This is a genomic window from Streptomyces sp. NPDC001604, from assembly GCF_042893475.1.
Lineage (GTDB): Bacteria > Actinomycetota > Actinomycetes > Streptomycetales > Streptomycetaceae > Streptomyces.
The window spans coordinates 197286-217719 of the sequence record NZ_JBIAUY010000018.1 but is presented as its reverse complement, the minus strand read 5'-3'; the positions used below and the strand labels follow the sequence as shown (position 1 = coordinate 217719).

Sequence of the window (20434 nt, the reverse complement as noted above, 5' to 3'; positions counted from 1 at the left end):
CTTACTTACCCGCCTTTCCGACCTTGCGGCGGATGACTTCGCCCTCGTACTTGACGCCCTTGGCCTTGTACGGGTCGGGCTTGCGCAGCTTGCGGATGTTGGCCGCAACCTCGCCGACCTTCTGCTTGTCGATGCCCTCGACCGAGAACCGGGTGGGGGCCTCCACCTTGAAGGTGATGCCCTCGGGGGCCTCGACGGTGATCGGGTGGCTGTAGCCGAGAGCGAACTCGAGGTTCGAACCCTTGGCGGTCACTCGGTAACCGACACCGCTGATCTCGAGCTTCTTCACGTAACCCTGGGTCACGCCGGTGATCATGTTCGCCACCAGCGTGCGGGACAGGCCGTGCAGGGCCTTGTTCTGACGCTCGTCGTTGGGGCGGGTGACGTTCAGGACGCCGTCCTCACCCTTGGCGACCTCGATCGGCGCGGCGACGGTGTGGGTCAGCGTGCCCTTGGGGCCCTTGACCGAGACCGTACGCCCGTCGATGGTGACGTCCACGCCGGCGGGAACCGCGATGGGGAGCTTGCCGATGCGCGACATAGCTGTTTCCTCCGTTCCCTTCCGCTACCAGACGTAGGCGAGGACTTCCCCACCCACGCCCTTCTTGCCGGCCTGCTTGTCGGTGAGGAGCCCGTGCGACGTGGAGATGATCGCCACGCCGAGGCCGCCGAGCACCTTCGGCAGGTTGGTGGACTTCGCGTACACCCGGAGACCGGGCTTGGAGATCCGCTTGATGCCCGCGATGGAGCGCTCACGGTTCGGGCCGAACTTCAGCTCGAGAACGAGGTTCTTGCCGACCTCGGCGTCCTCGACCTTCCAGCCCGTGATGAAGCCCTCCTGCTGGAGGATCTCCGCGATGTGCGACTTGATCTTCGATGCCGGCATCGACACGGAGTCGTGGTATGCCGAGTTCGCGTTCCGCAGACGCGTAAGCATGTCTGCGATCGGATCAGTCATGGTCATGAATTGGCCTTCGGCCTCTCTCGCCGGGGTTTCCAGGTGCCCATCCCTCTCCTCGATCCGAGACGAGGCGGGTGCGGTGCGGTGGACCTACGGCGTAGTAAGTCGTACGGGCAGTCGTCAGACGCCCAACCCTCCAAGCCTAAGCCATGGAAGGGAGGGCGCCTGACACGCCCATTGCTTACCGAGAGCTTCGGGAATCCCTAAATGCGGGATTACCAGGAGCTCTTGGTCACGCCCGGCAGCTCGCCACGGTGAGCCATCTCACGAAGGCACACGCGGCACAGGCCGAACTTGCGGTACACGGAGTGGGGACGGCCGCAGCGCTGGCAGCGCGTGTAGCCACGCACGCCGAACTTGGGCTTGCGAGCAGCCTTCGCGATCAGAGCCTTCTTCGCCATCTCGCTCACGCCTCCTTGAAGGGGAAGCCGAGGTGACGAAGGAGCGCACGGCCCTCAGCGTCGTTGGTCGCCGTGGTCACCACGGTGATGTCCATACCCCGGACGCGGTCGATCTTGTCCTGGTCGATCTCGTGGAACATGACCTGCTCCGTGAGACCGAAGGTGTAGTTGCCACGGCCGTCGAACTGCTTGGGGGACAGGCCGCGGAAGTCGCGGATGCGCGGCAGCGCGAGCGACAGGGTGCGGTCCAGGAACTCCCACATGCGGTCGCCACGGAGCGTGACGTGGGCACCGATCGGCTGGCCCTCACGCAGCTTGAACTGCGCGATGGACTTGCGGGCCTTGGTGACGGCCGGCTTCTGACCGGTGATCGTGGTGAGGTCGCGGATGGCGCCCTCGATCAGCTTGGAGTCGCGGGCGGCGTCGCCCACACCCATGTTGACCACGATCTTGACGAGGCCGGGGATCTGCATGACGTTCTCGTACTTGAACTCGTCACGCAGCTTGCCCGCGATCTCCTCGCGGTACTTCTGCTTCAGACGCGGAGTGGTGGTGGTAGCCATCAGATGTCCTCACCCGTCCGCTTGGCAACGCGGATCTTGTTGCCCTCGTCGTCGAAGCGGTAACCGACACGCGTGACGACCTTCTGGCCGTCCTTCTCAACGACCAGCTGGACGTTGGAGACGTGGATCGGCGCCTCGGTCGTGACGATGCCGCCGGCCTGCGAACCGCGAGCGGTCGGACCGGCCTTGGTGTGCTTCTTGACCCGGTTGACACCCTCGACCAGGACGCGCTCCTCGCGCGGGTAAGCGGCAATGACCTTGCCCTGCTTGCCCTTGTCCTTGCCGGTGATGACCTGGACCAGGTCGCCCTTCTTGATCTTCATGCTTACAGCACCTCCGGAGCCAGCGAGATGATCTTCATGAACTTCTTCTCGCGCAGCTCACGCCCGACCGGGCCAAAGATGCGGGTGCCGCGAGGGTCACCGTCGTTCTTCAGAATGACGGCGGCGTTCTCGTCGAAGCGGATGTACGAGCCGTCCGGACGGCGGCGCTCCTTGACGGTGCGAACGATGACCGCCTTGACGACGTCACCCTTCTTCACGTTGCCACCGGGGATCGCGTCCTTGACGGTGGCGACGATGACGTCACCGATGCCCGCGTAGCGGCGACCGGAGCCACCGAGCACACGGATGCAAAGGATCTCCTTCGCACCAGTGTTGTCGGCGACACGCAGTCGCGACTCCTGCTGGATCACGTCTATCTCCTGTTTGTCTGCCGGTTCCCGCAGGACCCCTTCGGGGCGGCCTGCGAGCCTGGCGGAACCGTCCTGCCGGGATACCCCAGCAGGAATTACTTGCGCCTCTTCGGGCGGAAACCCGCGCCGGGGGCCTCACCGCGGCCAGGCCCGAGGGCCTGGGGGCGGAGCCCCCAGCGGGGGTCAGCGGGGGCGAGGCCCCCGCTTATTACTTCGCCTTCTCGAGGATCTCGACGACGCGCCAGCGCTTCGTCGCGGACAGCGGCCGGGTCTCCGCGAGGAGGACACGGTCGCCGACACCCGCGGCGTTCTGCTCGTCGTGCGCCTTGAGCTTGTTCGTACGACGGATGACCTTGCCGTACAGCGCGTGCTTCACGCGGTCCTCGACAGCGACGACGACGGTCTTGTCCATCTTGTCGCTGACGACGAGACCCTCACGGGTCTTGCGGGCGCCACGTGCCTCGGTCGTCTGCTCTTCAGTCACATTGCTCTCGCTCATCAGGCGTTCTCCACCGTTTCGATGCCCAGCTCACGCTCGCGCATCAGGGTGTAGATCCGCGCGATGTCCTTGCGGACCGCCTTCAGACGGCCGTGGTTCTCGAGCTGACCCGTCGCCGCCTGGAAGCGGAGGTTGAACAGCTCTTCCTTGGACTCGCGGAGCTTCGCCAGAAGCTCCTCGTTGCCCAGCTCGCGCAGCTCGGACGCCTTGGTACCGGCCGACATCACGCTTCACCTGCCTCGCGCTTGACGATCCGGCACTTCATCGGCAGCTTGTGAGCGGCACGAGTGAGGGCCTCACGCGCAATCTTCTCGTTGGGGTACGACAGCTCGAACATCACGCGTCCGGGCTTGACGTTGGCGATCCACCACTCCGGAGAACCCTTACCGGAACCCATGCGGGTCTCGGCAGGCTTCTTGGTGAGGGGACGGTCCGGGTAGATGTTGATCCAGACCTTGCCACCACGCTTGATGTGACGCGTCATGGCGATACGAGCGGCCTCGATCTGACGGTTCGTCACGTACGCCGGGGTGAGCGCCTGGATGCCGTACTCGCCGAACGCAACCTGCGTGCCGCCCTTGGCAGCGCCGGAGCGCTTCGGGTGGTGCTGCTTGCGGTGCTTGACCCTACGGGGGATCAGCATGTCGGTCAGGCCTCCGTTCCGGTGCTCTCAGCCGGAGCGGCGGCGGGGGCCTCGGCCTTGGGGGCCTCGGCGCCGGCAGCCTGCTGCGGCTTGCGACCGCGCCCGCCACGCTCGCCACCACGGCCACCACGGGCCGGGCGGTCGGCGCCACCACGGGCCGGGCGGTTACCCGCACGGGCCGCAGCGTTCTCGGCGCGGACCTCGGCGATGTTCTTGACGTCGCCCTTGTAGATCCAGACCTTCACACCGATGCGGCCGAAGGTCGTCTTGGCCTCGAAGAAGCCGTAGTCCACGTTCGCGCGGAGCGTGTGCAGGGGCACACGGCCCTCGCGGTAGAACTCCGAGCGGGACATCTCGGCGCCGCCGAGGCGGCCGCCGCACTGGATCTTGATGCCCTTGGCGCCGGCCTTCATCGCCGACTGCATGCTCTTACGCATGGCGCGGCGGAAGGAGACGCGGGAGGAGAGCTGCTCGGCGACGGCCTGCGCAACCAGCTGAGCGTCCGTCTCGGGGTTCTTGACCTCGAGGATGTTCAGCTGGACCTGCTTGCCCGTGAGCTTCTCGAGGTCACCGCGGATGCGGTCGGCCTCGGCGCCACGGCGGCCGATGACGATGCCCGGACGAGCGGTGTGGATGTCCACACGCACACGGTCACGGGTGCGCTCGATCTCAACCTTCGAGATGCCGGCGCGCTCCATGCCGGACGTCATCATCCGACGGATGGCGACGTCTTCCTTGACGTAGTCCTTGTACAGCTTGTCGGCGTACCACCGGGACTTGAAGTCCGTGGTGACACCGAGCCGGAACCCATGCGGGTTAACCTTCTGGCCCATTACCGGGTTCCTTCCTTGCTGCTGACGACCACGGTGATGTGGCTGGTCCGCTTGCGGATCCGGTAGGCACGACCCTGGGCGCGCGGACGGAACCGCTTCAGGGTCGGGCCCTCGTCGACGTACGCCTCGGAGATGAAGAGGCTGTCGGCGTCGGTGTGGTCGTAGTTGTGCGCGGCGTTGGCGATGGCGCTGTCGAGCACCTTGCCGACGGGCACGGAGGCTGCCTGCGGAGCGAATCGCAGAACAGCCTGAGCCTCCGTGGCATCCATGCCACGGATAAGGTCCACCACGCGGCGGGCCTTCATGGGCGTAACGCGGATGTACCGCGCCTGGGCCCTGGCTTCCATGGTTGTCCCTCTCAGTTACTTACGTGTCTGAATGCGATCCGCTTTAGCGGCGCTTCGACTTCCGGTCGTCCTTGACGTGGCCCCGGAAGGTGCGCGTCGGCGAGAACTCGCCGAGCTTGTGGCCGACCATCGACTCGGTGACGAACACCGGGATGTGGGTCTTGCCGTTGTGCACCGCGATCGTGTGGCCGAGCATGGCCGGGACGATCATCGAGCGACGGGACCAGGTCTTGATGACGTTCTTGGTGCCGGCTTCGTTCTGAGCATCCACCTTCTTGGCGAGGTGCTCGTCGACAAAGGGCCCCTTCTTGAGACTGCGCGGCATCTAAACCCGCTCCTAGCGCTTCTTGTTCGTCTTGCGGCGGCGGACGATGTACTTGTTCGACGCCTTCTTGGGCGAACGAGTACGACCTTCCTTCTGACCCCAGGGGCTGACCGGGTGGCGACCACCGGAGGTCTTGCCCTCACCACCACCGTGCGGGTGGTCAACCGGGTTCATCGCCACACCGCGAACGGTCGGGCGGACGCCCAGCCAGCGCTTGCGGCCGGCCTTGCCCCAGTTGATGTTGCTCTGCTCGGCGTTGCCGACCTCGCCGACCGTGGCGCGGCAGCGCTGGTCGACCAGGCGGATCTCACCGGACGGCATGCGGAGGTGGGCCATCGAGCCCTCCTTCGCGAGCAGCTGCACGGAGGCACCGGCGGAGCGGGCGAACTTCGCGCCACCGCCCGGACGAAGCTCCACGGAGTGGATCGTCGTACCGACCGGGATGTTGCGCAGCGCCAGGTTGTTGCCGGGCTTGATGTCGGCGCCGGGACCGTTCTCGATCCGGTCGCCCTGCGTCAGGCCCTTCGGCGCCAGGATGTAGCGCTTCTCGCCGTCCGCGTAGTGGAGCAGCGCGATGCGCGCGGTGCGGTTGGGGTCGTACTCGATGTGCGCGACCTTCGCCGGCACGCCGTCCTTGTCGTGACGACGGAAGTCGATCACTCGGTAGGCGCGCTTGTGTCCGCCACCCTGGTGGCGAACGGTCACACGACCGGCGTTGTTACGGCCGCCCTTGCTGTGCAGGGGGCGGACCAGCGACTTCTCCGGCGTGGACCGCGTGACCTCGACGAAGTCGGCGACGCTGGAGCCACGACGGCCCGGCGTAGTCGGCTTGTACTTGCGGATTCCCATTTCTCAGTCCTCGTCCGATATCGGACGATCCGACCCGCTTACGCGGTCGGACCGCCGAAGATGTCGATACGGTCGCCCTCGGCGAGGGTCACGATCGCGCGCTTGGTGGCCGCACGCTGGCCGAAGCCGGTGCGGGTCCGCTTGCGCTTGCCGATGCGGTTGATCGTGTTGACCCCGGTGACCTTGACCGAGAAGACCGCCTGGACGGCCTGCTTGATCTGGGTCTTGTTGGCACTCGGGTCGACGATGAACGTGTACTTGTTCTCGTCGAGAAGCGCGTAGCTCTTCTCGGAGACGACCGGCTTGAGCAGCACGTCACGGGGGTCCGTGTACGACTTGCTCAGCGGGGTCTCGACGGTGTTCTTGCCCTCGGCGGCGTGGCGACGCGCCTTGGCGACGCGCGCGGCCTTGGCGGCCTTCGCAGCCTTGGAGGCAATGCTCGGGTGACGCGTAGCCATCAGGCCTCGCTCCCTTCGGTGTCGGCGGCCTTGGGGCCAGACACGAAGGACTCGAAAGCGGCCTGGGTGAAGACCACGTCGTCCGAGACGAGAACGTCGTACGTGTTCAGCTGGCCCGGCTCCAGGATGTGGACCTGGGGCAGGTTGCGGGCGGACAGCCACGCGGCCTCGTCGGCGCGCTCGACGACCAGGAGCAGGTTCTTGCGCTCCGAGATCTTGCCGAACAGCGTCCGGGCGGCCTTCGTCGACGGGTTCTCACCCTCGACGACGCCGGAGACGACGTGGATGCGGTTGTGACGGGCCCGGTCGGTGAGGGCGTGGCGCAGGGCCGCGGCCTTCATCTTCTTCGGGGTCCGCTGCGAGTAGTCACGCGGCACGGGACCGTGCACGACGCCACCACCGGCGAACTGCGGCGCGCGGGTCGAGCCCTGACGGGCGCGGCCGGTGCCCTTCTGGCGGTACGGCTTCTTGCCGCCACCACGGACCTCGCCACGGGTCTTGGTCTTGTGCGTGCCCTGACGGGCAGCGGCCAGCTGCGCGACGACGACCTGGTGGATCAGCGGGATGCTGACCTTCTCGACGTCGAAGATCTCCGCGGGGAGCTCGACGGAACCGGCCTTGTCGCCCGCCGGCGAAAGGATGTCAACAGTGCTCATCGGTTACCTCAGGCCCCCTTGGCCGCGGTGCGGACCAGGACGAGGCCGCCGTTCGGACCGGGAACCGCGCCCTTGATGAGCAGCAGACCCTTCTCCGCGTCAACGGCGTGGACGGTCAGGTTCTGGGTGGTGACCCGCTCGTTGCCCATGCGACCCGCCATGCGGAGGCCCTTGAACACACGGCCCGGGGTGGCGCAGCCACCGATGGAACCGGGAGAGCGGTGCTTGCGCTGGGTGCCGTGACCGGCGCCGAGGCCACCGAAGTTGTGGCGCTTCATGACACCGGCGAAGCCCTTGCCCTTGCTCTTGCCGGTGACGTCGACCTTGACGCCGGCCTCGAACACCTCGGCGGTGATCTCCTGGCCGAGGGTGTACTCGCTGGCGTCAGCGGTACGGATCTCGACGAGGTGGCGGCGGGGGGTGACGTCGGCCTTGGCGAAGTGGCCCTTGAGGGGCTTGTTCACCTTGCGCGGGTCGATCTCGCCGAAGGCGATCTGGACCGACTCGTAGCCGTCGCTGTCGTTCGTACGCACCTGGGTGACGACGTTCGGGCCGGCCTTGACGACGGTGACCGGAACAACACGGTTGTTCTCGTCCCACACCTGCGTCATGCCGAGCTTCTCGCCCAGGATGCCCTTGATCTGCTTAGCCATTCTCAGATCACCGACCCTCAGAGCTTGATCTCGATGTCGACACCGGCCGGGAGGTCGAGTCGCATCAGAGAGTCAACGGTCTTGGGCGTCGGGTCGAGGATGTCGATCAGGCGCTTGTGGGTGCGCATCTCGAAGTGCTCGCGCGAGTCCTTGTACTTGTGCGGCGACTTGATGACGCAGTACACGTTCTTCTCAGTGGGCAGCGGCACCGGGCCCGCGACCGACGCACCAGTGCGGGTCACCGTCTCGACGATCTTCTTCGCCGAGGAGTCGATGACCTCGTGGTCGTAGGCCTTGAGCCGGATGCGGATCTTCTGTCCCGCCATGGCTACTCAGTAGTCCTTCGTCTCTTCACGCTCTGGAACCCGGTCCTCCACACGCTTCTCGCCGACCCACGCGGTCGGGCGTGTCGCGCTTTCACTGACACAGATGTCCCTTGATCGAACATCCCTTGCCTGGGAAAGAGGTTCACCCGGGTGCCTGGCCAGTGCCGCACCGCACTTCCCGGAAGATTCCCGTACGTCCGCCCCAGTGCTGCCTTACGGCAGTTAGGGCGACGAGTACTGTGGGACTCGCTTCCGGTCCTCCCGGCGGGAGGCGCGCAGCATCAACACTCGACCGAGCAACTCCGACAGTCTGCCATACGGGGCAGGGGCCTGGCCAATCGAGCCGGAGAGAATACCCCCAGGGTGACGCAGGTCAAACCCGCAGCCTTGACGCGCCGCAGACGGACCCCGCCAGGAGCCCGCCCAGAGTCCCGCTCATGTTCATGTCCGGCGCGCTCGTCGCGCTGTCCGGAACCCCGGCACAGGCCGCGAGCACCACGCAGTACGTGACGCCCAGCGGCACCGCGAGCGCGGCCGGCACGCCGCCTGCCCGGGCGGGACCCCGGTGCTCAACTTCTCGGCGCAGAGCGAGAGTTCGTCGAACCGCGGGCTCCAGCTGAACGCCGACCTGTCTGACTCCCCTGGGGCTCCCCCCACCCCGATACACCGGCTTGCCGGATGGTCCGGGGGTAGCCGCCCCGGCCACGGTGGTGGCACAGCCTGCCGCCACCGGAGGGACAACTCGTGCGCATCGTCACGGCCACCGCCGTCATCCTGACCCTGGCGGCGTCGGCCGCACCGGCCACCGCGGCCGACGCCGGCAGATCCGGTACGGACGGCCTGTGGCGCATGGACGGCTACGGCACCGTCCTCGCCCTCGGCCACGGGGTCTACCAGGAGTACCAGACCACCGCGGTGAGCTGCCTCAAGGGCGACACCGCACGGCAGACCGGCCCGGGCACATACACGGCGGACGGCACCGTGCTGACCGTGCGCCTCGGACGGGACCACGATCACGCCCGGCTCTCGGCGGACGGTTCCGTGGGCCACCGCCGACTGCGCCGGATCGCGGCGCTGCCCGACAAGTGCACCCGGCCGGCGCCCCAGGACCCCCGTACCGCCTTCGACGTCTTCTGGCAGTCCTTCGAGGAGAACTACCCGTTCTTTGCCGCCAAGGGCGTCGACTGGCCCGCCGTGCGCGACCGGTACCGCCCTCTGATCCACAGGGACACGACCCGCTCTCAGCTCTTCGACGTCTTCAGCCGGATGGTCGCCCCGCTCTACGACGCCCATGTCGCCGTACAGGACGGCGACCGTGTCTTCGCCCAGGGCCGCCCCGGCACCGAGACACCCACGGAGCAGCTGGACGCCAGGGTCAAGAAGTTCACAGTCGAGCGCGATCTCGCTCGGGCCCCCTACCGGCGGGACTTCGCCGCCGGGCGCCTCACCTACGCCGACCTGCCCGGCAACGGCCCCGGATACCTGCGCATCTCCGGCTTCGGCGGGTACACGACCGCCGACCACGGCTCGTACGCCGCCGACCTGGCCGAGCTCGACAGGGCGCTGGACACCGTCCTCACCACGGAGCGTCTCCGGCGCCTGCCGGGCCTGATCATCGACCTGCGCATCAACGGCGGCGGCTCCGACGCCCTCGGCATCCACCTCGCCGGCCGCCTCACGGACCGGGCCTACGTCGCGTACGCCAAGCGCGCCCGCAACGACCCGGCCGATCCGACCCGGCACACCCGCCCCGAACCGGTACCGGTGCTCCCCGCGCACGCCCCCCGCTACACCGGCCCCGTCGCCGTCCTGACCGGCGGCTCCACGGTCAGCGCGGGCGAGACCTTCACCCAGGCCCTCATGGACCGCCCCGGCAGGACGATCCGCATCGGGCAGCCCACCCAGGGCGTCTTCTCCGACGTCATGTCCCGCAAGCTCCCGAACGGCATGACGGCCTGGCTCCCCAACGAGGAGTTCCTCACCCACGAGGGCCGCGCCTTCGACGGCACGGGCATCCCGCCCCAGATCACGGAGCCGGTCTTCACAAGGGAGGAGTTCGAACAGAGCCGGGACTCCGCATTCGACCGTGCGGTGAACGAACTGGAGCGCTGATCCAGACCACGCAAAGCGCCCCGACAGGGCCGGAGGCCGTCCGCAACCACGCAAACGACGTAACCCCTGGTGATGACGCCGGTCGGTTCCGCCGCCCCTCCGGGCCCGCGGGTCGGCCGGGTTGAGCGCGGTCATCCATTGCAGGCCGGTGCCGTGGAGCCGACCCTGGCTCCACGATCCGGTGGACGGGTCGGCTCAGCACGAGGAACCCGGCGATCATGCCGGCAACCAGCACCCGGGACGCCGTCACGCCCCGAAGCCGCACGGTCTACGTCGTACCGGCCACGCCGATCCAGCCGCAGGCGGCGAAGCGTCGGCGTCGTGTCCGGGACCGCCGGCCCCAGACGGCATTGCCCGGCTGGTCGACGTGCCGGCTGCCCACGCAGTGGCATGCGAAAGGGCCCGTACGACCGAAGTCGTACGGGCCCCTTCAGAGACCTACCGGTCAGCCCTGTCGGGCCAAGATCACTTCGTGATCTTGGTGACCTGGCCGGCGCCCACGGTCCGGCCACCCTCACGGATGGCGAACTTCAGGCCCTCTTCCATGGCGACGGGCTGGATGAGCTCCACCTTCATCTCGGTGTTGTCACCCGGCATGACCATCTCGGTGCCCTCGGGGAGGGTCACGACGCCGGTCACGTCCGTCGTACGGAAGTAGAACTGCGGACGGTAGTTGTTGAAGAACGGCGTGTGGCGGCCACCCTCGTCCTTGGAGAGGATGTAGGCCTGCGCCTCGAACTCGGTGTGCGGGGTGACCGAGCCCGGCTTGATGATGACCTGGCCGCGCTCGACGTCCTCGCGCTTGATGCCGCGGAGCAGCAGACCGACGTTCTCACCGGCCTGGCCCTCGTCGAGCAGCTTGCGGAACATCTCGATGCCGGTGACCGTGGTGGTGGTCTTCTCCGGCTTGATGCCGATGATGTCCACGGTCTCGTTGACCTTCAGGACACCACGCTCGATACGGCCGGTGACGACCGTACCGCGACCGGTGATCGTGAAGACGTCCTCGATCGGCATCAGGAACGGCTTGTCGACGTCGCGCTCCGGCTCCGGGATCGCGGTGTCGACGGCGGCCATCAGGTCCAGGACCGACTGGCCCCACTCCTTGTCGCCCTCGAGCGCCTTGAGCGCGGAGACCTTGACGACCGGAACGTCGTCGCCCGGGAACTCGTACTCGGAGAGCAGCTCACGAACCTCGAGCTCGACGAGCTCCAGGATCTCCTCGTCGTCCACCATGTCGGCCTTGTTCAGGGCGACGACGATGTACGGAACGCCGACCTGGCGGGCCAGGAGCACGTGCTCCTTGGTCTGCGGCATCGGGCCGTCGGTGGCGGCGACCACGAGGATGGCGCCGTCCATCTGGGCAGCACCGGTGATCATGTTCTTGATGTAGTCCGCGTGACCGGGGCAGTCGACGTGGGCGTAGTGACGGGTCTCCGTCTGGTACTCGACGTGCGCGATGGAGATGGTGATACCGCGCTGGCGCTCCTCGGGAGCCTTGTCGATCTGGTCGAACGCCGAGGCCTCGTTCAGGTCCGGGAACGCGTCGTGCAGCACCTTGGTAATGGCGGCCGTGAGGGTCGTCTTACCGTGGTCGATGTGACCGATGGTGCCGATGTTGACGTGCGGCTTAGTCCGCTCGAACTTCGCCTTCGCCACTGGGGTCCTCCTGTGGAGTGGTTCTGTACGCCTTACTTCATCGGCGCCAGGTGATCTTTGCTGTCAAATCCCGGGCCCCGGGTCATTCCGCCACGAATGTGGAGGAACGACCCGTGAGGCTCCGGGGTCAAGCCTAAGGCGTGTGAACCCGGTGCGTTAAACGCAGGTGCGTTACTCGCCCTTGGCCTTCGCGATGATCTCCTCGGCGACGTTCCGCGGAACCTCGGCGTAGGAGTCGAACTGCATGGAGTAGCTCGCACGGCCGGACGTCTTGCTGCGCAGGTCGCCGACGTAGCCGAACATCTCCGAGAGGGGCACGAGGCCCTTCACGACGCGGGCACCGGCCCGCTCCTCCATGGCCTGGATCTGACCACGGCGGGAGTTGATGTCGCCGATGACCTCACCCATGTAGTCCTCGGGCGTGGTGACCTCGACGGCCATCATCGGCTCGAGCAGCACGGGGCTGGCCTTACGCGCGGCCTCCTTGAAGGCCTGCGAACCGGCGATCTTGAAGGCGAGCTCGGAGGAGTCGACCTCGTGGTAGCCACCGTCGATGAGCGTGACGCGGACGCCCGTCATCTCGTAGCCCGCGAGGATGCCGAACTGCATGGCCTCCTGCGCACCGGCGTCCACCGAAGGGATGTACTCCTTCGGGATGCGGCCACCGGTCACCTTGTTCACGAACTCGTACGAGGCGTCGCCGCCCTCGATGGGCTCGATCGCGATCTGCACCTTGGCGAACTGACCGGTACCACCGGTCTGCTTCTTGTGGGTGTAGTCCACGCGCTCGACGGCCTTGCGGATCGTCTCGCGGTAGGCGACCTGCGGCTTGCCGACGTTGGCCTCGACCTTGAACTCACGGCGCATACGGTCGACCAGCACCTCGAGGTGCAGCTCGCCCATGCCACCGATGATGGTCTGGCCGGTCTCCTCGTCCGAGTGGACCTGGAAGGACGGGTCCTCCTCGGCCAGGCGCTGGATCGCGACGCCCAGCTTCTCCTGGTCGCCCTTCGACTTGGGCTCGATGGCGACCTGGATGACCGGCGCCGGGAAGTCCATGGACTCCAGGATCACCGGGGCCTTGTCGTCGCACAGCGTCTCACCGGTCGTGGTCTGCTTCAGACCCATGACGGCGATGATGTCGCCGGCGCCCACCGCGTCGATCTCCTCACGCTTGTTCGCGTGCATGCGGTAGATCTTGCCGATGCGCTCCTTCTTGCCCTTGACGGAGTTCAGCACGGCGGTGCCGGACTCCAGGCGGCCCGAGTAGACCCGGACGAAGGTGAGCTTGCCGAGGTGCGGGTCGCTCATGATCTTGAACGCCAGCGCGGACAGCGGCTCGTCGTCGGACGGCTTGCGCTTGACGACCTCCTCCGGGTCGTTCACGGCGTGGCCCTCGATGGCCTCGACGTCGAGCGGGGAGGGGAGGTAGCGCACGACCGCGTCGAGCAGGGGCTGGACGCCCTTGTTCTTGAACGCGGTGCCGCAGAACACCGGGGTGACCGTGGTGTCCTTGGACTTGCCGGACGCGATGGTGATACGACGGATCGCGGCGTACAGCTGCTCCACGGTGGGCTCGGTGCCCTCCAGGTACAGCTCCATGATCTCTTCGTCGTTCTCGGCCACGGCCTCGAGCAGCTTGCCGCGGTACTCCTCGGCAGCCTCGACGTGGGTGTCCGGGATGTCGACGGTGTCGTACATCTCGCCCTTGGTGGCCTCGGCGGACCAGACCAGGGCCTTCATCGTCACGAGGTCGACGACGCCCTTGAAGTCGGCCTCGGCACCGATCGGCAGCTGCATCACGATCGGCTGAGCGCCGAGGCGGTCAGAGATCATGTCGACGCAGCGGTGGAACTCGGCACCGGTCCGGTCGAGCTTGTTGACGAAGCAGATGCGGGGGACGCCGTAGCGGTCCGCCTGACGCCACACCGTCTCGGACTGGGGCTCCACGCCGGCGACGCCGTCGAACACCGTCACGGCACCGTCGAGCACGCGCAGGGAACGCTCCACCTCGACGGTGAAGTCGACGTGGCCCGGCGTGTCGATGATGTTGATGGTGTGGTCGACGTCTTCCAGCGGCCAGTGACAGGTGGTGGCAGCAGAGGTGATCGTGATGCCACGCTCCTGCTCCTGCTCCATCCAGTCCATGGTGGCAGCGCCGTCGTGGACCTCACCGATCTTGTACGAAACGCCGGTGTAGAACAGGATCCGCTCGGTGGTGGTCGTCTTGCCCGCGTCGATGTGGGCCATGATCCCGATGTTGCGGACCTTGGCCAGGTCAAGTGAAGTGGTAGCCATAAGGCTTCAGTCTTCTCTCGGTCTCGATGTGGGTAGCGACTACCAGCGGTAGTGCGCGAAGGCCTTGTTGGACTCGGCCATCTTGTGCGTGTCCTCGCGCTTCTTGACGGCCGCACCGAGGCCGTTCGAAGCGTCGAGAAGCTCGTTGAGCAGACGCTCGGTCATGGTCTTCTCGCGACGGGCGCGGGAGTAACCGACCAGCCAGCGCAGCGCCAGGGTGTTGGCGCGGCCGGGCTTGACCTCGACCGGCACCTGGTAGGTGGCGCCACCGACACGGCGGGACTTGACCTCGAGGGTCGGCTTGATGTTCTCCAGAGCGCGCTTCAGCGTGATGACCGGGTCGTTGCCGGTCTTCTCGCGCAGGCCCTCCATGGCGCCGTAGACGATGCGCTCGGCGGTGGAGCGCTTGCCGTTCAGCAGCACCTTGTTGATGAGCGACGTGACCAGAGGAGAACCGTAGACCGGGTCGATGATGACCGGGCGCTTCGGGGCGGGGCCCTTACGAGGCATTCTTACTTCTCCTTCTTGGCGCCGTAGCGGGAACGGGCCTGCTTGCGGTTCTTGACACCCTGGGTGTCGAGGGAGCCACGGATGATCTTGTAGCGAACACCCGGCAGGTCCTTCACACGGCCGCCGCGCACGAGCACGATGGAGTGCTCCTGCAGGTTGTGTCCCTCACCCGGAATGTAGGCCGTGACCTCGATGCCGCTGGTCAGACGCACACGCGCGACCTTACGCAGGGCCGAGTTCGGCTTCTTCGGGGTGGTGGTGAACACACGCGTGCAGACGCCACGACGCTGAGGGGAACCCTCGAGTGCGGGCGTCTTGTTCTTCTCGACCTTGTCCTGCCGGCCCTTGCGGACCAGCTGCTGGATCGTAGGCACTACTTCTCCGGTTTCTGTGTGCCGATGGGTACAGCTAACCTGGAACGTCGCCGACCCACGCGGTCGGGTGTGTCGAATCCGGCAGACTCTCGCCGTGAAGCGAAAAGGGCGCAGATTACGGTGGCCAGTGACGGCTCGCTATGCGGTTGAAGGCACGCACGAGAGCCAGGGCACACCCCAGGCACAAGGTCTGAGCGTACCTACCTCATACGCTGCGGTCAAAACAAATGGGCCGCGCCCGCATCGCCATGCGAAGCATGTCAAGACCCTACGCCGTGCATGATCTTCGAATTCACGTTCCCGACACCCGGAGGAGCTACGTCACCGCAGCTCACCCCGGGTCACGCGGAGGCCAGAGCCGCCGCGATGAGGATCGTGATGATCAGGGCCCATCCGGCGACCGACAGCCAGCCGAGGACAAGCCCGGTCAGCGCGAGGCCCTCGCCGCGCTCACCGGTGCGCAACATTTCGCTGCGGGCGGAGTGACCGAGGATGACCGCGGGGAGACCGGTGAGCCCGGCGGTGAAGAACGTGAGGATCCCGCAGACCATGGAGCCGACCGCCTTGCCGTTCGTGGGCGGCGGAACCGGCAGAAAGGTCGCGGGCACGTGCGGGGCGGCGTGATTGACGGGCACGGGCCCCTGCGGCAGATCGGCGACCAGCAGGGCCAGCTCCCCCACCGTACGGGCCGCGTACGCCCGCGCCACCCGCCGGTCGAACTCCCCCTTCTCCAGCCGTCCCTCCCCGTACCCCGCCCTGAGCACATCGACGGCCCGCTCGCGGTCGGCGTGGGAGGCCAGCATGGAATGAGCGGCGGAGGGCTGCTGCCAGGGCTGCCCGAAGCCATGGTGCGCCGGCGGGACCGCGACCGGCCCGAAGTGCGGCACCCCCGGACCGCGCTGCGGTGAGTCCTTCCGCCAGGGCTGCGGGACGTCCTGCGCGCGCTGGGGATCGCCCTGCCCCGACTGCCAGGGCTGCCACGACGGATTGGACACGAGTACCTCCCCGAACCCCCGAGTACCTCCATCATGCGCCAGGAGGGCATTTGCGGCACAGAGCGCCTTCCCGGAGAAAAACCCGACGCACCCCCCGAAGAGCCCCGACCTCGGCCTCCTCCGGTCCCTACACGACCATGTCGCGTCGTTGGCCGATTTGCGCTCTTTCCGATCCGGCGCCCTTGCCCTTTCAGTACGTTGATCCACCCGCTGTGGGCGGGTTACGAGGGGAAACCGGGGGACGGCCATGATGAGGACGGCGGTGCACTCACCGGACGACGGAGGCCTGGACGACCGGGTGCCGTTCCTGGCCCGGCTGGAGCGCGAGGACCGCTCCGCCCTCCTGGCGCTGGGCCGCCGGCTGGACTTCACGCCGCGCATGGTGCTGATCCACCAGAACGAACCCTCCTCCCACGTGCTGTTCCTGGTGGAGGGCTGGACCAAGGTGACCGCCGCCGCGGCCAACGGCTACGAGGCGCTGCTCGCGCTGCGCGGCCCCGGCGACATCGTCGGCGAGTCGGCGGCGCTGACCGGGCGGCCGCGGTCGGCGACCGTGACCGCGCTGGAGCCGGTGCGCGCGGTGGCCGTGGAGCACGAGCGCTTCAAGGACTTCCTCGGCCGCTCCCCCGCCGTCTCCTTCGCCCTCCTCGGCCTGACCGCGGACCGCACCCGCGCCGCCGACCGGCGCCGACTGGAGTTCGCGTCCTTGAGCGTGCGGGAACGTTTCGCGATTCTCCTGCTGGACCTGGCCCGCACCCACGGCCGCCGCACCGAGGAGGGCATCGAACTCGCCGTCCCCCTGAGCAAGCAGGAGCTGGCGGGCTCGGTGGGCGCCTCCCGGGAGATGGTCCAGCGGCTGCTGCGGGAGCTGCGCGACAAGGAGGCGGTGGTGACGGGCCGCCGCGCAATGCTGATCCGGCGGCCGGACGTACTGCGGCGGATCGCGGCGGCGGGGCCGGCCGCCGGCATCCCCTCGCCCCAGCGTCCGCGCGAGGAGTGACCGCGCCCTTCCTGGCGCCCCTCTGTAAACACGGTCACACATCGAGTGCGTCATCCGCCCTCACCACACCGGTCACCCGAACGCCACTCTGCTGCCCTGCACCAGACACCCCCCTCGGAGAGGCGATCATGACCGATCCCGTGAACCGTACGATCCTGCTGCTGGACATCGAGAGGTTCAGCGACCGGGACGACGTGGAGCAGGCGTATCTGCGCCGCATGCTCTACGACGTCACCGACCGCGTCCTGGAGAGCGCGGGCATCGACGAGACGAGGCGGCTGCGCGCCGACCGCGGGGACTCGGTGATGGAGCTCATCGACGCCGGCGTCCCGATCACCGCGCTGCTGCGGGCCCTGCTCACGGACGTGCCGGCGGAGCTGCGCGCGGTCAACCGGACGGCGTCCAGCTCCGCCCAGATCCGGCTGCGCGGTGTCGTCGCCGCCGGCTGGGTCGCCGTGGACGAACGCGACGGCTGGGTCGGCTCCGACCTCAACCACGCCTGCCGGCTGCTGGACGGGCAGATCCTGCGCGCCGCCCTGCGCGAGCGCGCCGACGACTTCGCGCTGTGCGTCTCCGACTCCGTCTACCAGGGCGTCGTGAGGCACGGCCATCTCGGTGTCCCGGAGACGGAGTTCCACGCGGTGACGGTGGACAGCAAGAACGGCCCGCTCAACGCCTGGCTGCACGGTTCCGTGCCGGCCGGCGTGGCGGCCGAGGACCACGGTGGGACTGGGAAGGGGGAGGCGCCGGGCGGATCGGGGGACCGCCCGGCGCCGAGGGTCCCCGAGCAGGGCGGCCCGGCGTCGGACCGGGGAGCCCCGGCGCCGGGCCCCGTCTTCCAGGGCGCCCTCACCATCGGCGGAGGCAGCATCGGCGGCGGCACGGTGAGCGGCGACCAGAACAACGTCACCGGCAACCAGATCGGCGGCGACTTCACCATCGGCGGCGGCCGGGGCGGGCGGGGTGAGGGCGCGTGAGCACACCCGGTCAGCAGCCCGCCGGGGGCGGCGCGGGCGCAGCCGGCGCCGCGGGAGGAGCCCCGGGGACCGGCGGACCCGCGAAGGCGGGAGCGGCGGCGAAGGCACCCGACTCCTCGTCGGACCAGGGCACGGCGGAACCCGAGCCGAAGGACGAGGCCCGAAGAGAGGACACCGACGGCGAGTCCCAGGAGCGCGACCAGCCGCAGAACGCCTGGTCGGCCCGGCAGGACCTGCTGGGTCACACCCCCCGCAGCATGAGCATCGGCGCCCAGGCCCGCTTCGGCGGCGGCCGGGTGCGCGGCGACCAGAACAACGTCACCGGCAATCAGGTCAGCGGCGACGTGATCATGGGCACCAAGACGGTGTACCAGTTCTCGATGCCCGGGTTCTCGGCACCCGGCTCCGCCTCCGGCGAGATCCCGGCGAGCAGTCTGGAACGCCTGGCCGAGTCCTTCGTCGCGGACGGGGACGTCATCGCCGATCTGCTGGAACGGCTGCGCCGCGACCATGTGCTGATCCTGTCCGGGGCCCGTTTCACCGGTCGCCGCACGGCCGCGCTGATGCTTCTGCACCGGCTCGGCGTCTCCTCCGTCCGCACCCTGGACCGTGACACCGCGCCGAGCGCGCTCGCCGACCGGGTCGCCGCCGACGGCCACGCCGAGCAGGGTCCCGCACGCGGACACGTCCTGTGCGACCTGGTCACCCGTCGCGACCGCCCGCTGCGCGAACCGCACCTGCTCGCCGCCCGCGACACGCTCGGTGAGCACGGGTATCTGATCGTCACCGTGGACTCCGCCGCCGTACTGGAGGACGTGCCGTTCGCCGCCTCCTGGCGGCCGCCCTCCGCCGTCGACGTCCTCACCGCCCATCTGCGCACCGGCACCGACGCCGAGACCACCGCCAAGCTGCTGCAGCTCCCGGAGGTGACCGAGTTCCTGGACCGCGGTCATCAGCCGCGCGAGGTCGCGGACTTCGCGCAGCTGCTCGGGCGGTACGCGGCCGGCGAGATCGGCACGGACGCGGTCGCGCAGTTCTCGCTCGTGTCGCTGGAGCGGCAGGTCCAGGAGTGGTTCGAGGAGGACGAGACCTCGATCCATCTGCGGGACAAGGCGTTCCTGGTGGCGCTGGCCGCCTTCGACGGCGGTCCGTACGCGCTCACCGCCGAGGTCAGCGACCTGCTCTACCGCTTCCTCCAGGAGACCTGGAACCGGTCGCTGGTCCCCGAGGTCCCCGTCTTCGGCACACACATCGGCAAGCGCCTCCAGCTCGCCCGCGCCGAGAGGTTCGAGGAGGACGAGCACACCGCGTGGGGGCCGGTTCCCCAGCAGAAGGCCAGGTTCCGCGACGAGCGGGCCTCGCTCGTGCTGCTGCGCGAGGTGTGGACCGGCCATCCGTCGGCCCGGCCCGCGCTGATCGGCTGGCTGCGCCGGCTCGCCGACGACGGCCGTCCCCTCGTCCGTACCCGCGCCGCGTCCACCGTCGCGGTCCTCGCCCGCACCGACCTGCCCTCCGCGATGGCGCTGGTCATCGAGCCGTGGGGCACCTCCCGGCTGTTCCGGCACCGGCTGGTCGCCGTCAACTCGCTCACCCTGGCCCACCTCATCGACACGCCCCACGTCCCACGCATCCTCGACAGCTGGTGCGAGGGCGACGATCCGCGCCTGCGCTGGGTGGCCGTACGGGCGTACGGGCTGATCGGCCCGGAGCGCCCCGAGCAGGCGCTGGCGGCGCTGCGCAAGGCCGTCCGCAGGCTGTACGAGGACGAGCCCGACGAGCTCGACGGCCCGATGGCCCGCGAACTCGCCGAGGCCGTCGAGCTGTTGCTGCTCTCCGCGGCCAGCGACCCCGTCCTGGCCGAGCTGCGCGAGCATCTCGACGACGACCGCGCCGTGCACGACCTGGCGCTCGGCGGTTTCGTGAACGCCTGCGGCCGCACCCAGGACGACGAGCAGTACGGCATCCCGCTGGTCCTCGACTGGTACGCCCGCACCGCCCACGAGGGCGGCGAGGGCGCGCACGGCATTCCGGAGCTGTGGCGGGCGGCCCTGTCCGATCCCCGCTTCACCCGCCCGGCCCTGGACGTGCTGCGCGAGTGGGTGCTGATCGCCAACCGGGCCACGGCCACCGAATGGGCGCTGGCCGCCCTGCTGCCCCGGCTCGTCACCACCCCCGCCGAGCACGACCGGCTGAGCCATCTGCTGCGGACCATGCCCGGCGAGGACGGCGATCCCCCGCCCGACGTGGCGGCCCGGCTCCTGACCGTCCTCCCGGCCCGCAACTGACCCGTCATTCTCCCGA

The 20434-nt window shown here is 68.3% G+C and carries 26 protein-coding genes; 4 read left to right on the top strand and 22 right to left on the bottom strand.

Annotation, left to right across the window (positions count from 1 at the left end):
* Position 1: 1 nt before the first annotated feature.
* The 17 genes from rplF to rpsJ all read right to left on the bottom strand — a co-directional run bounded on the left by rplF (position 2) and on the right by rpsJ (position 8208).
* Positions 2 to 541 carry a 50S ribosomal protein L6 gene (rplF, locus tag ACFY1E_RS37325; RefSeq protein WP_389084286.1) on the bottom strand — a complete coding sequence of 180 codons (540 nt, stop codon included), beginning with the start codon at positions 539 to 541 and terminating at the stop codon, positions 2 to 4.
* A gap of 24 nt (positions 542 to 565) precedes the next feature.
* On the bottom strand, positions 566 to 964 hold the full coding sequence (rpsH, locus tag ACFY1E_RS37320) for a 30S ribosomal protein S8 (protein WP_030930492.1): 399 nt from the start codon (positions 962 to 964) through the stop codon (positions 566 to 568).
* A 212-nt stretch (positions 965 to 1176) separates the two neighbouring features.
* Positions 1177 to 1362: a type Z 30S ribosomal protein S14 gene (locus ACFY1E_RS37315; protein ID WP_003948630.1), complete on the bottom strand. Its 186-nt coding sequence runs from the start codon at positions 1360 to 1362 to the stop codon at positions 1177 to 1179.
* Positions 1363 to 1367: 5 nt separating this feature from the next.
* Positions 1368 to 1925, bottom strand: coding sequence for a 50S ribosomal protein L5 (rplE, locus tag ACFY1E_RS37310; RefSeq protein ID WP_016434630.1), 558 nt, complete (start codon positions 1923 to 1925; stop codon positions 1368 to 1370).
* The gene (gene rplX / locus ACFY1E_RS37305; protein ID WP_076097138.1) at positions 1925 to 2248 is read right to left on the bottom strand and encodes a 50S ribosomal protein L24; all 324 of its coding nucleotides are present in this window, start codon (positions 2246 to 2248) and stop codon (positions 1925 to 1927) included. Before rplX ends, rplE begins: the two co-directional genes overlap by 1 nt.
* A gap of 2 nt (positions 2249 to 2250) precedes the next feature.
* The gene (gene rplN / locus ACFY1E_RS37300; RefSeq protein WP_003998823.1) at positions 2251 to 2619 is read right to left on the bottom strand and encodes a 50S ribosomal protein L14; all 369 of its coding nucleotides are present in this window, start codon (positions 2617 to 2619) and stop codon (positions 2251 to 2253) included.
* 208 nt (positions 2620 to 2827) lie between these two features.
* On the bottom strand, positions 2828 to 3118 hold the full coding sequence (gene rpsQ, locus ACFY1E_RS37295) for a 30S ribosomal protein S17 (protein WP_099930779.1): 291 nt from the start codon (positions 3116 to 3118) through the stop codon (positions 2828 to 2830).
* The gene (gene rpmC / locus ACFY1E_RS37290) at positions 3118 to 3342 is read right to left on the bottom strand and encodes a 50S ribosomal protein L29 (protein WP_030930505.1); all 225 of its coding nucleotides are present in this window, start codon (positions 3340 to 3342) and stop codon (positions 3118 to 3120) included. Before rpmC ends, rpsQ begins: the two co-directional genes overlap by 1 nt.
* Positions 3342 to 3761 carry a 50S ribosomal protein L16 gene (gene rplP / locus ACFY1E_RS37285; protein ID WP_009327094.1) on the bottom strand — a complete coding sequence of 140 codons (420 nt, stop codon included), beginning with the start codon at positions 3759 to 3761 and terminating at the stop codon, positions 3342 to 3344. The genes rpmC and rplP overlap by 1 nt, the downstream gene beginning before the upstream one ends.
* 5 nt (positions 3762 to 3766) lie before the next feature.
* A complete protein-coding gene (gene rpsC / locus ACFY1E_RS37280) occupies positions 3767 to 4594 on the bottom strand; it encodes a 30S ribosomal protein S3 (protein WP_030839666.1) in 828 nt (275 codons plus the stop codon).
* The gene (gene rplV, locus ACFY1E_RS37275) at positions 4594 to 4941 is read right to left on the bottom strand and encodes a 50S ribosomal protein L22 (RefSeq protein ID WP_003974262.1); all 348 of its coding nucleotides are present in this window, start codon (positions 4939 to 4941) and stop codon (positions 4594 to 4596) included. Before rplV ends, rpsC begins: the two co-directional genes overlap by 1 nt.
* 43 nt (positions 4942 to 4984) lie before the next feature.
* Positions 4985 to 5266 carry a 30S ribosomal protein S19 gene (gene rpsS / locus ACFY1E_RS37270; RefSeq protein WP_351462482.1) on the bottom strand — a complete coding sequence of 94 codons (282 nt, stop codon included), beginning with the start codon at positions 5264 to 5266 and terminating at the stop codon, positions 4985 to 4987.
* A 12-nt stretch (positions 5267 to 5278) separates the two neighbouring features.
* A complete protein-coding gene (rplB, locus tag ACFY1E_RS37265) occupies positions 5279 to 6115 on the bottom strand; it encodes a 50S ribosomal protein L2 (RefSeq protein ID WP_115906448.1) in 837 nt (278 codons plus the stop codon).
* Between the two features lie 38 nt (positions 6116 to 6153).
* Positions 6154 to 6573 (bottom strand): 50S ribosomal protein L23, encoded by a 420-nt coding sequence (gene rplW, locus ACFY1E_RS37260; RefSeq protein WP_099930777.1) that lies wholly within the window; start codon positions 6571 to 6573, stop codon positions 6154 to 6156.
* Positions 6573 to 7229: a 50S ribosomal protein L4 gene (gene rplD / locus ACFY1E_RS37255; RefSeq protein WP_266958977.1), complete on the bottom strand. Its 657-nt coding sequence runs from the start codon at positions 7227 to 7229 to the stop codon at positions 6573 to 6575. The genes rplW and rplD overlap by 1 nt, the downstream gene beginning before the upstream one ends.
* An 8-nt stretch (positions 7230 to 7237) precedes the next feature.
* On the bottom strand, positions 7238 to 7882 hold the full coding sequence (rplC, locus tag ACFY1E_RS37250) for a 50S ribosomal protein L3 (RefSeq protein WP_189933353.1): 645 nt from the start codon (positions 7880 to 7882) through the stop codon (positions 7238 to 7240).
* Between the two features lie 17 nt (positions 7883 to 7899).
* Positions 7900 to 8208: a 30S ribosomal protein S10 gene (rpsJ, locus tag ACFY1E_RS37245; RefSeq protein WP_003948644.1), complete on the bottom strand. Its 309-nt coding sequence runs from the start codon at positions 8206 to 8208 to the stop codon at positions 7900 to 7902.
* Between the two features lie 744 nt (positions 8209 to 8952).
* On the opposite strand from rpsJ, the gene ACFY1E_RS37240 reads away from it, so the two are divergent.
* Positions 8953 to 10320, top strand: coding sequence for a S41 family peptidase (locus ACFY1E_RS37240; RefSeq protein WP_389084279.1), 1368 nt, complete (start codon positions 8953 to 8955; stop codon positions 10318 to 10320).
* A 465-nt stretch (positions 10321 to 10785) separates the two neighbouring features.
* On the opposite strand, the gene tuf is transcribed toward ACFY1E_RS37240, so the two are convergent.
* From tuf to ACFY1E_RS37215, 5 genes are all read right to left on the bottom strand, one after another.
* Complete coding sequence (gene tuf, locus ACFY1E_RS37235; RefSeq protein WP_389084277.1) at positions 10786 to 11979, bottom strand: elongation factor Tu; 1194 nt, start codon at positions 11977 to 11979, stop codon at positions 10786 to 10788.
* Positions 11980 to 12150: 171 nt separating this feature from the next.
* Positions 12151 to 14277: an elongation factor G gene (gene fusA / locus ACFY1E_RS37230; protein WP_389084274.1), complete on the bottom strand. Its 2127-nt coding sequence runs from the start codon at positions 14275 to 14277 to the stop codon at positions 12151 to 12153.
* Positions 14278 to 14316: 39 nt separating this feature from the next.
* The gene (gene rpsG / locus ACFY1E_RS37225) at positions 14317 to 14787 is read right to left on the bottom strand and encodes a 30S ribosomal protein S7 (protein ID WP_003998848.1); all 471 of its coding nucleotides are present in this window, start codon (positions 14785 to 14787) and stop codon (positions 14317 to 14319) included.
* Positions 14788 to 14789: 2 nt separating this feature from the next.
* A complete protein-coding gene (rpsL, locus tag ACFY1E_RS37220; RefSeq protein WP_003948652.1) occupies positions 14790 to 15161 on the bottom strand; it encodes a 30S ribosomal protein S12 in 372 nt (123 codons plus the stop codon).
* Positions 15162 to 15502: 341 nt separating this feature from the next.
* Entirely contained in the window at positions 15503 to 16156 is a 654-nt protein-coding gene (locus tag ACFY1E_RS37215) for a DUF1707 and DUF4190 domain-containing protein (protein WP_389084271.1), read from the bottom strand.
* 247 nt (positions 16157 to 16403) lie between these two features.
* On the opposite strand from ACFY1E_RS37215, the gene ACFY1E_RS37210 reads away from it, so the two are divergent.
* The 3 genes from ACFY1E_RS37210 to ACFY1E_RS37200 all read left to right on the top strand — a co-directional run bounded on the left by ACFY1E_RS37210 (position 16404) and on the right by ACFY1E_RS37200 (position 20418).
* Complete coding sequence (locus tag ACFY1E_RS37210; RefSeq protein WP_389084267.1) at positions 16404 to 17156, top strand: Crp/Fnr family transcriptional regulator; 753 nt, start codon at positions 16404 to 16406, stop codon at positions 17154 to 17156.
* Positions 17157 to 17284: 128 nt separating this feature from the next.
* Entirely contained in the window at positions 17285 to 18133 is an 849-nt protein-coding gene (locus ACFY1E_RS37205) for a hypothetical protein (protein ID WP_389084264.1), read from the top strand.
* Positions 18130 to 20418: a hypothetical protein gene (locus ACFY1E_RS37200; protein WP_389084261.1), complete on the top strand. Its 2289-nt coding sequence runs from the start codon at positions 18130 to 18132 to the stop codon at positions 20416 to 20418. Before ACFY1E_RS37205 ends, ACFY1E_RS37200 begins: the two co-directional genes overlap by 4 nt.
* Positions 20419 to 20434 lie beyond the last annotated feature (16 nt).

Coding starts and splice junctions, on each gene's coding strand:
- rplF (WP_389084286.1), bottom strand. CDS start 541: ATGTCGCGCATCGGCAAGCTCCCCATCGCGGTTCCCGCCGGCGTGGAC.
- rpsH (WP_030930492.1), bottom strand. CDS start 964: ATGACCATGACTGATCCGATCGCAGACATGCTTACGCGTCTGCGGAAC.
- ACFY1E_RS37315 (WP_003948630.1), bottom strand. CDS start 1,362: ATGGCGAAGAAGGCTCTGATCGCGAAGGCTGCTCGCAAGCCCAAGTTC.
- rplE (WP_016434630.1), bottom strand. CDS start 1,925: ATGGCTACCACCACCACTCCGCGTCTGAAGCAGAAGTACCGCGAGGAG.
- rplX (WP_076097138.1), bottom strand. CDS start 2,248: ATGAAGATCAAGAAGGGCGACCTGGTCCAGGTCATCACCGGCAAGGAC.
- rpsQ (WP_099930779.1), bottom strand. CDS start 3,118: ATGAGCGAGAGCAATGTGACTGAAGAGCAGACGACCGAGGCACGTGGC.
- rpmC (WP_030930505.1), bottom strand. CDS start 3,342: ATGTCGGCCGGTACCAAGGCGTCCGAGCTGCGCGAGCTGGGCAACGAG.
- rplP (WP_009327094.1), bottom strand. CDS start 3,761: ATGCTGATCCCCCGTAGGGTCAAGCACCGCAAGCAGCACCACCCGAAG.
- rpsC (WP_030839666.1), bottom strand. CDS start 4,594: ATGGGCCAGAAGGTTAACCCGCATGGGTTCCGGCTCGGTGTCACCACG.
- rplV (WP_003974262.1), bottom strand. CDS start 4,941: ATGGAAGCCAGGGCCCAGGCGCGGTACATCCGCGTTACGCCCATGAAG.
- rpsS (WP_351462482.1), bottom strand. CDS start 5,266: ATGCCGCGCAGTCTCAAGAAGGGGCCCTTTGTCGACGAGCACCTCGCC.
- rplB (WP_115906448.1), bottom strand. CDS start 6,115: ATGGGAATCCGCAAGTACAAGCCGACTACGCCGGGCCGTCGTGGCTCC.
- rplW (WP_099930777.1), bottom strand. CDS start 6,573: ATGGCTACGCGTCACCCGAGCATTGCCTCCAAGGCTGCGAAGGCCGCC.
- rplD (WP_266958977.1), bottom strand. CDS start 7,229: ATGAGCACTGTTGACATCCTTTCGCCGGCGGGCGACAAGGCCGGTTCC.
- rplC (WP_189933353.1), bottom strand. CDS start 7,882: ATGGCTAAGCAGATCAAGGGCATCCTGGGCGAGAAGCTCGGCATGACG.
- rpsJ (WP_003948644.1), bottom strand. CDS start 8,208: ATGGCGGGACAGAAGATCCGCATCCGGCTCAAGGCCTACGACCACGAG.
- fusA (WP_389084274.1), bottom strand. CDS start 14,277: ATGGCTACCACTTCACTTGACCTGGCCAAGGTCCGCAACATCGGGATC.
- rpsG (WP_003998848.1), bottom strand. CDS start 14,787: ATGCCTCGTAAGGGCCCCGCCCCGAAGCGCCCGGTCATCATCGACCCG.
- ACFY1E_RS37210 (WP_389084267.1), top strand. CDS start 16,404: ATGATGAGGACGGCGGTGCACTCACCGGACGACGGAGGCCTGGACGAC.
- ACFY1E_RS37205 (WP_389084264.1), top strand. CDS start 17,285: ATGACCGATCCCGTGAACCGTACGATCCTGCTGCTGGACATCGAGAGG.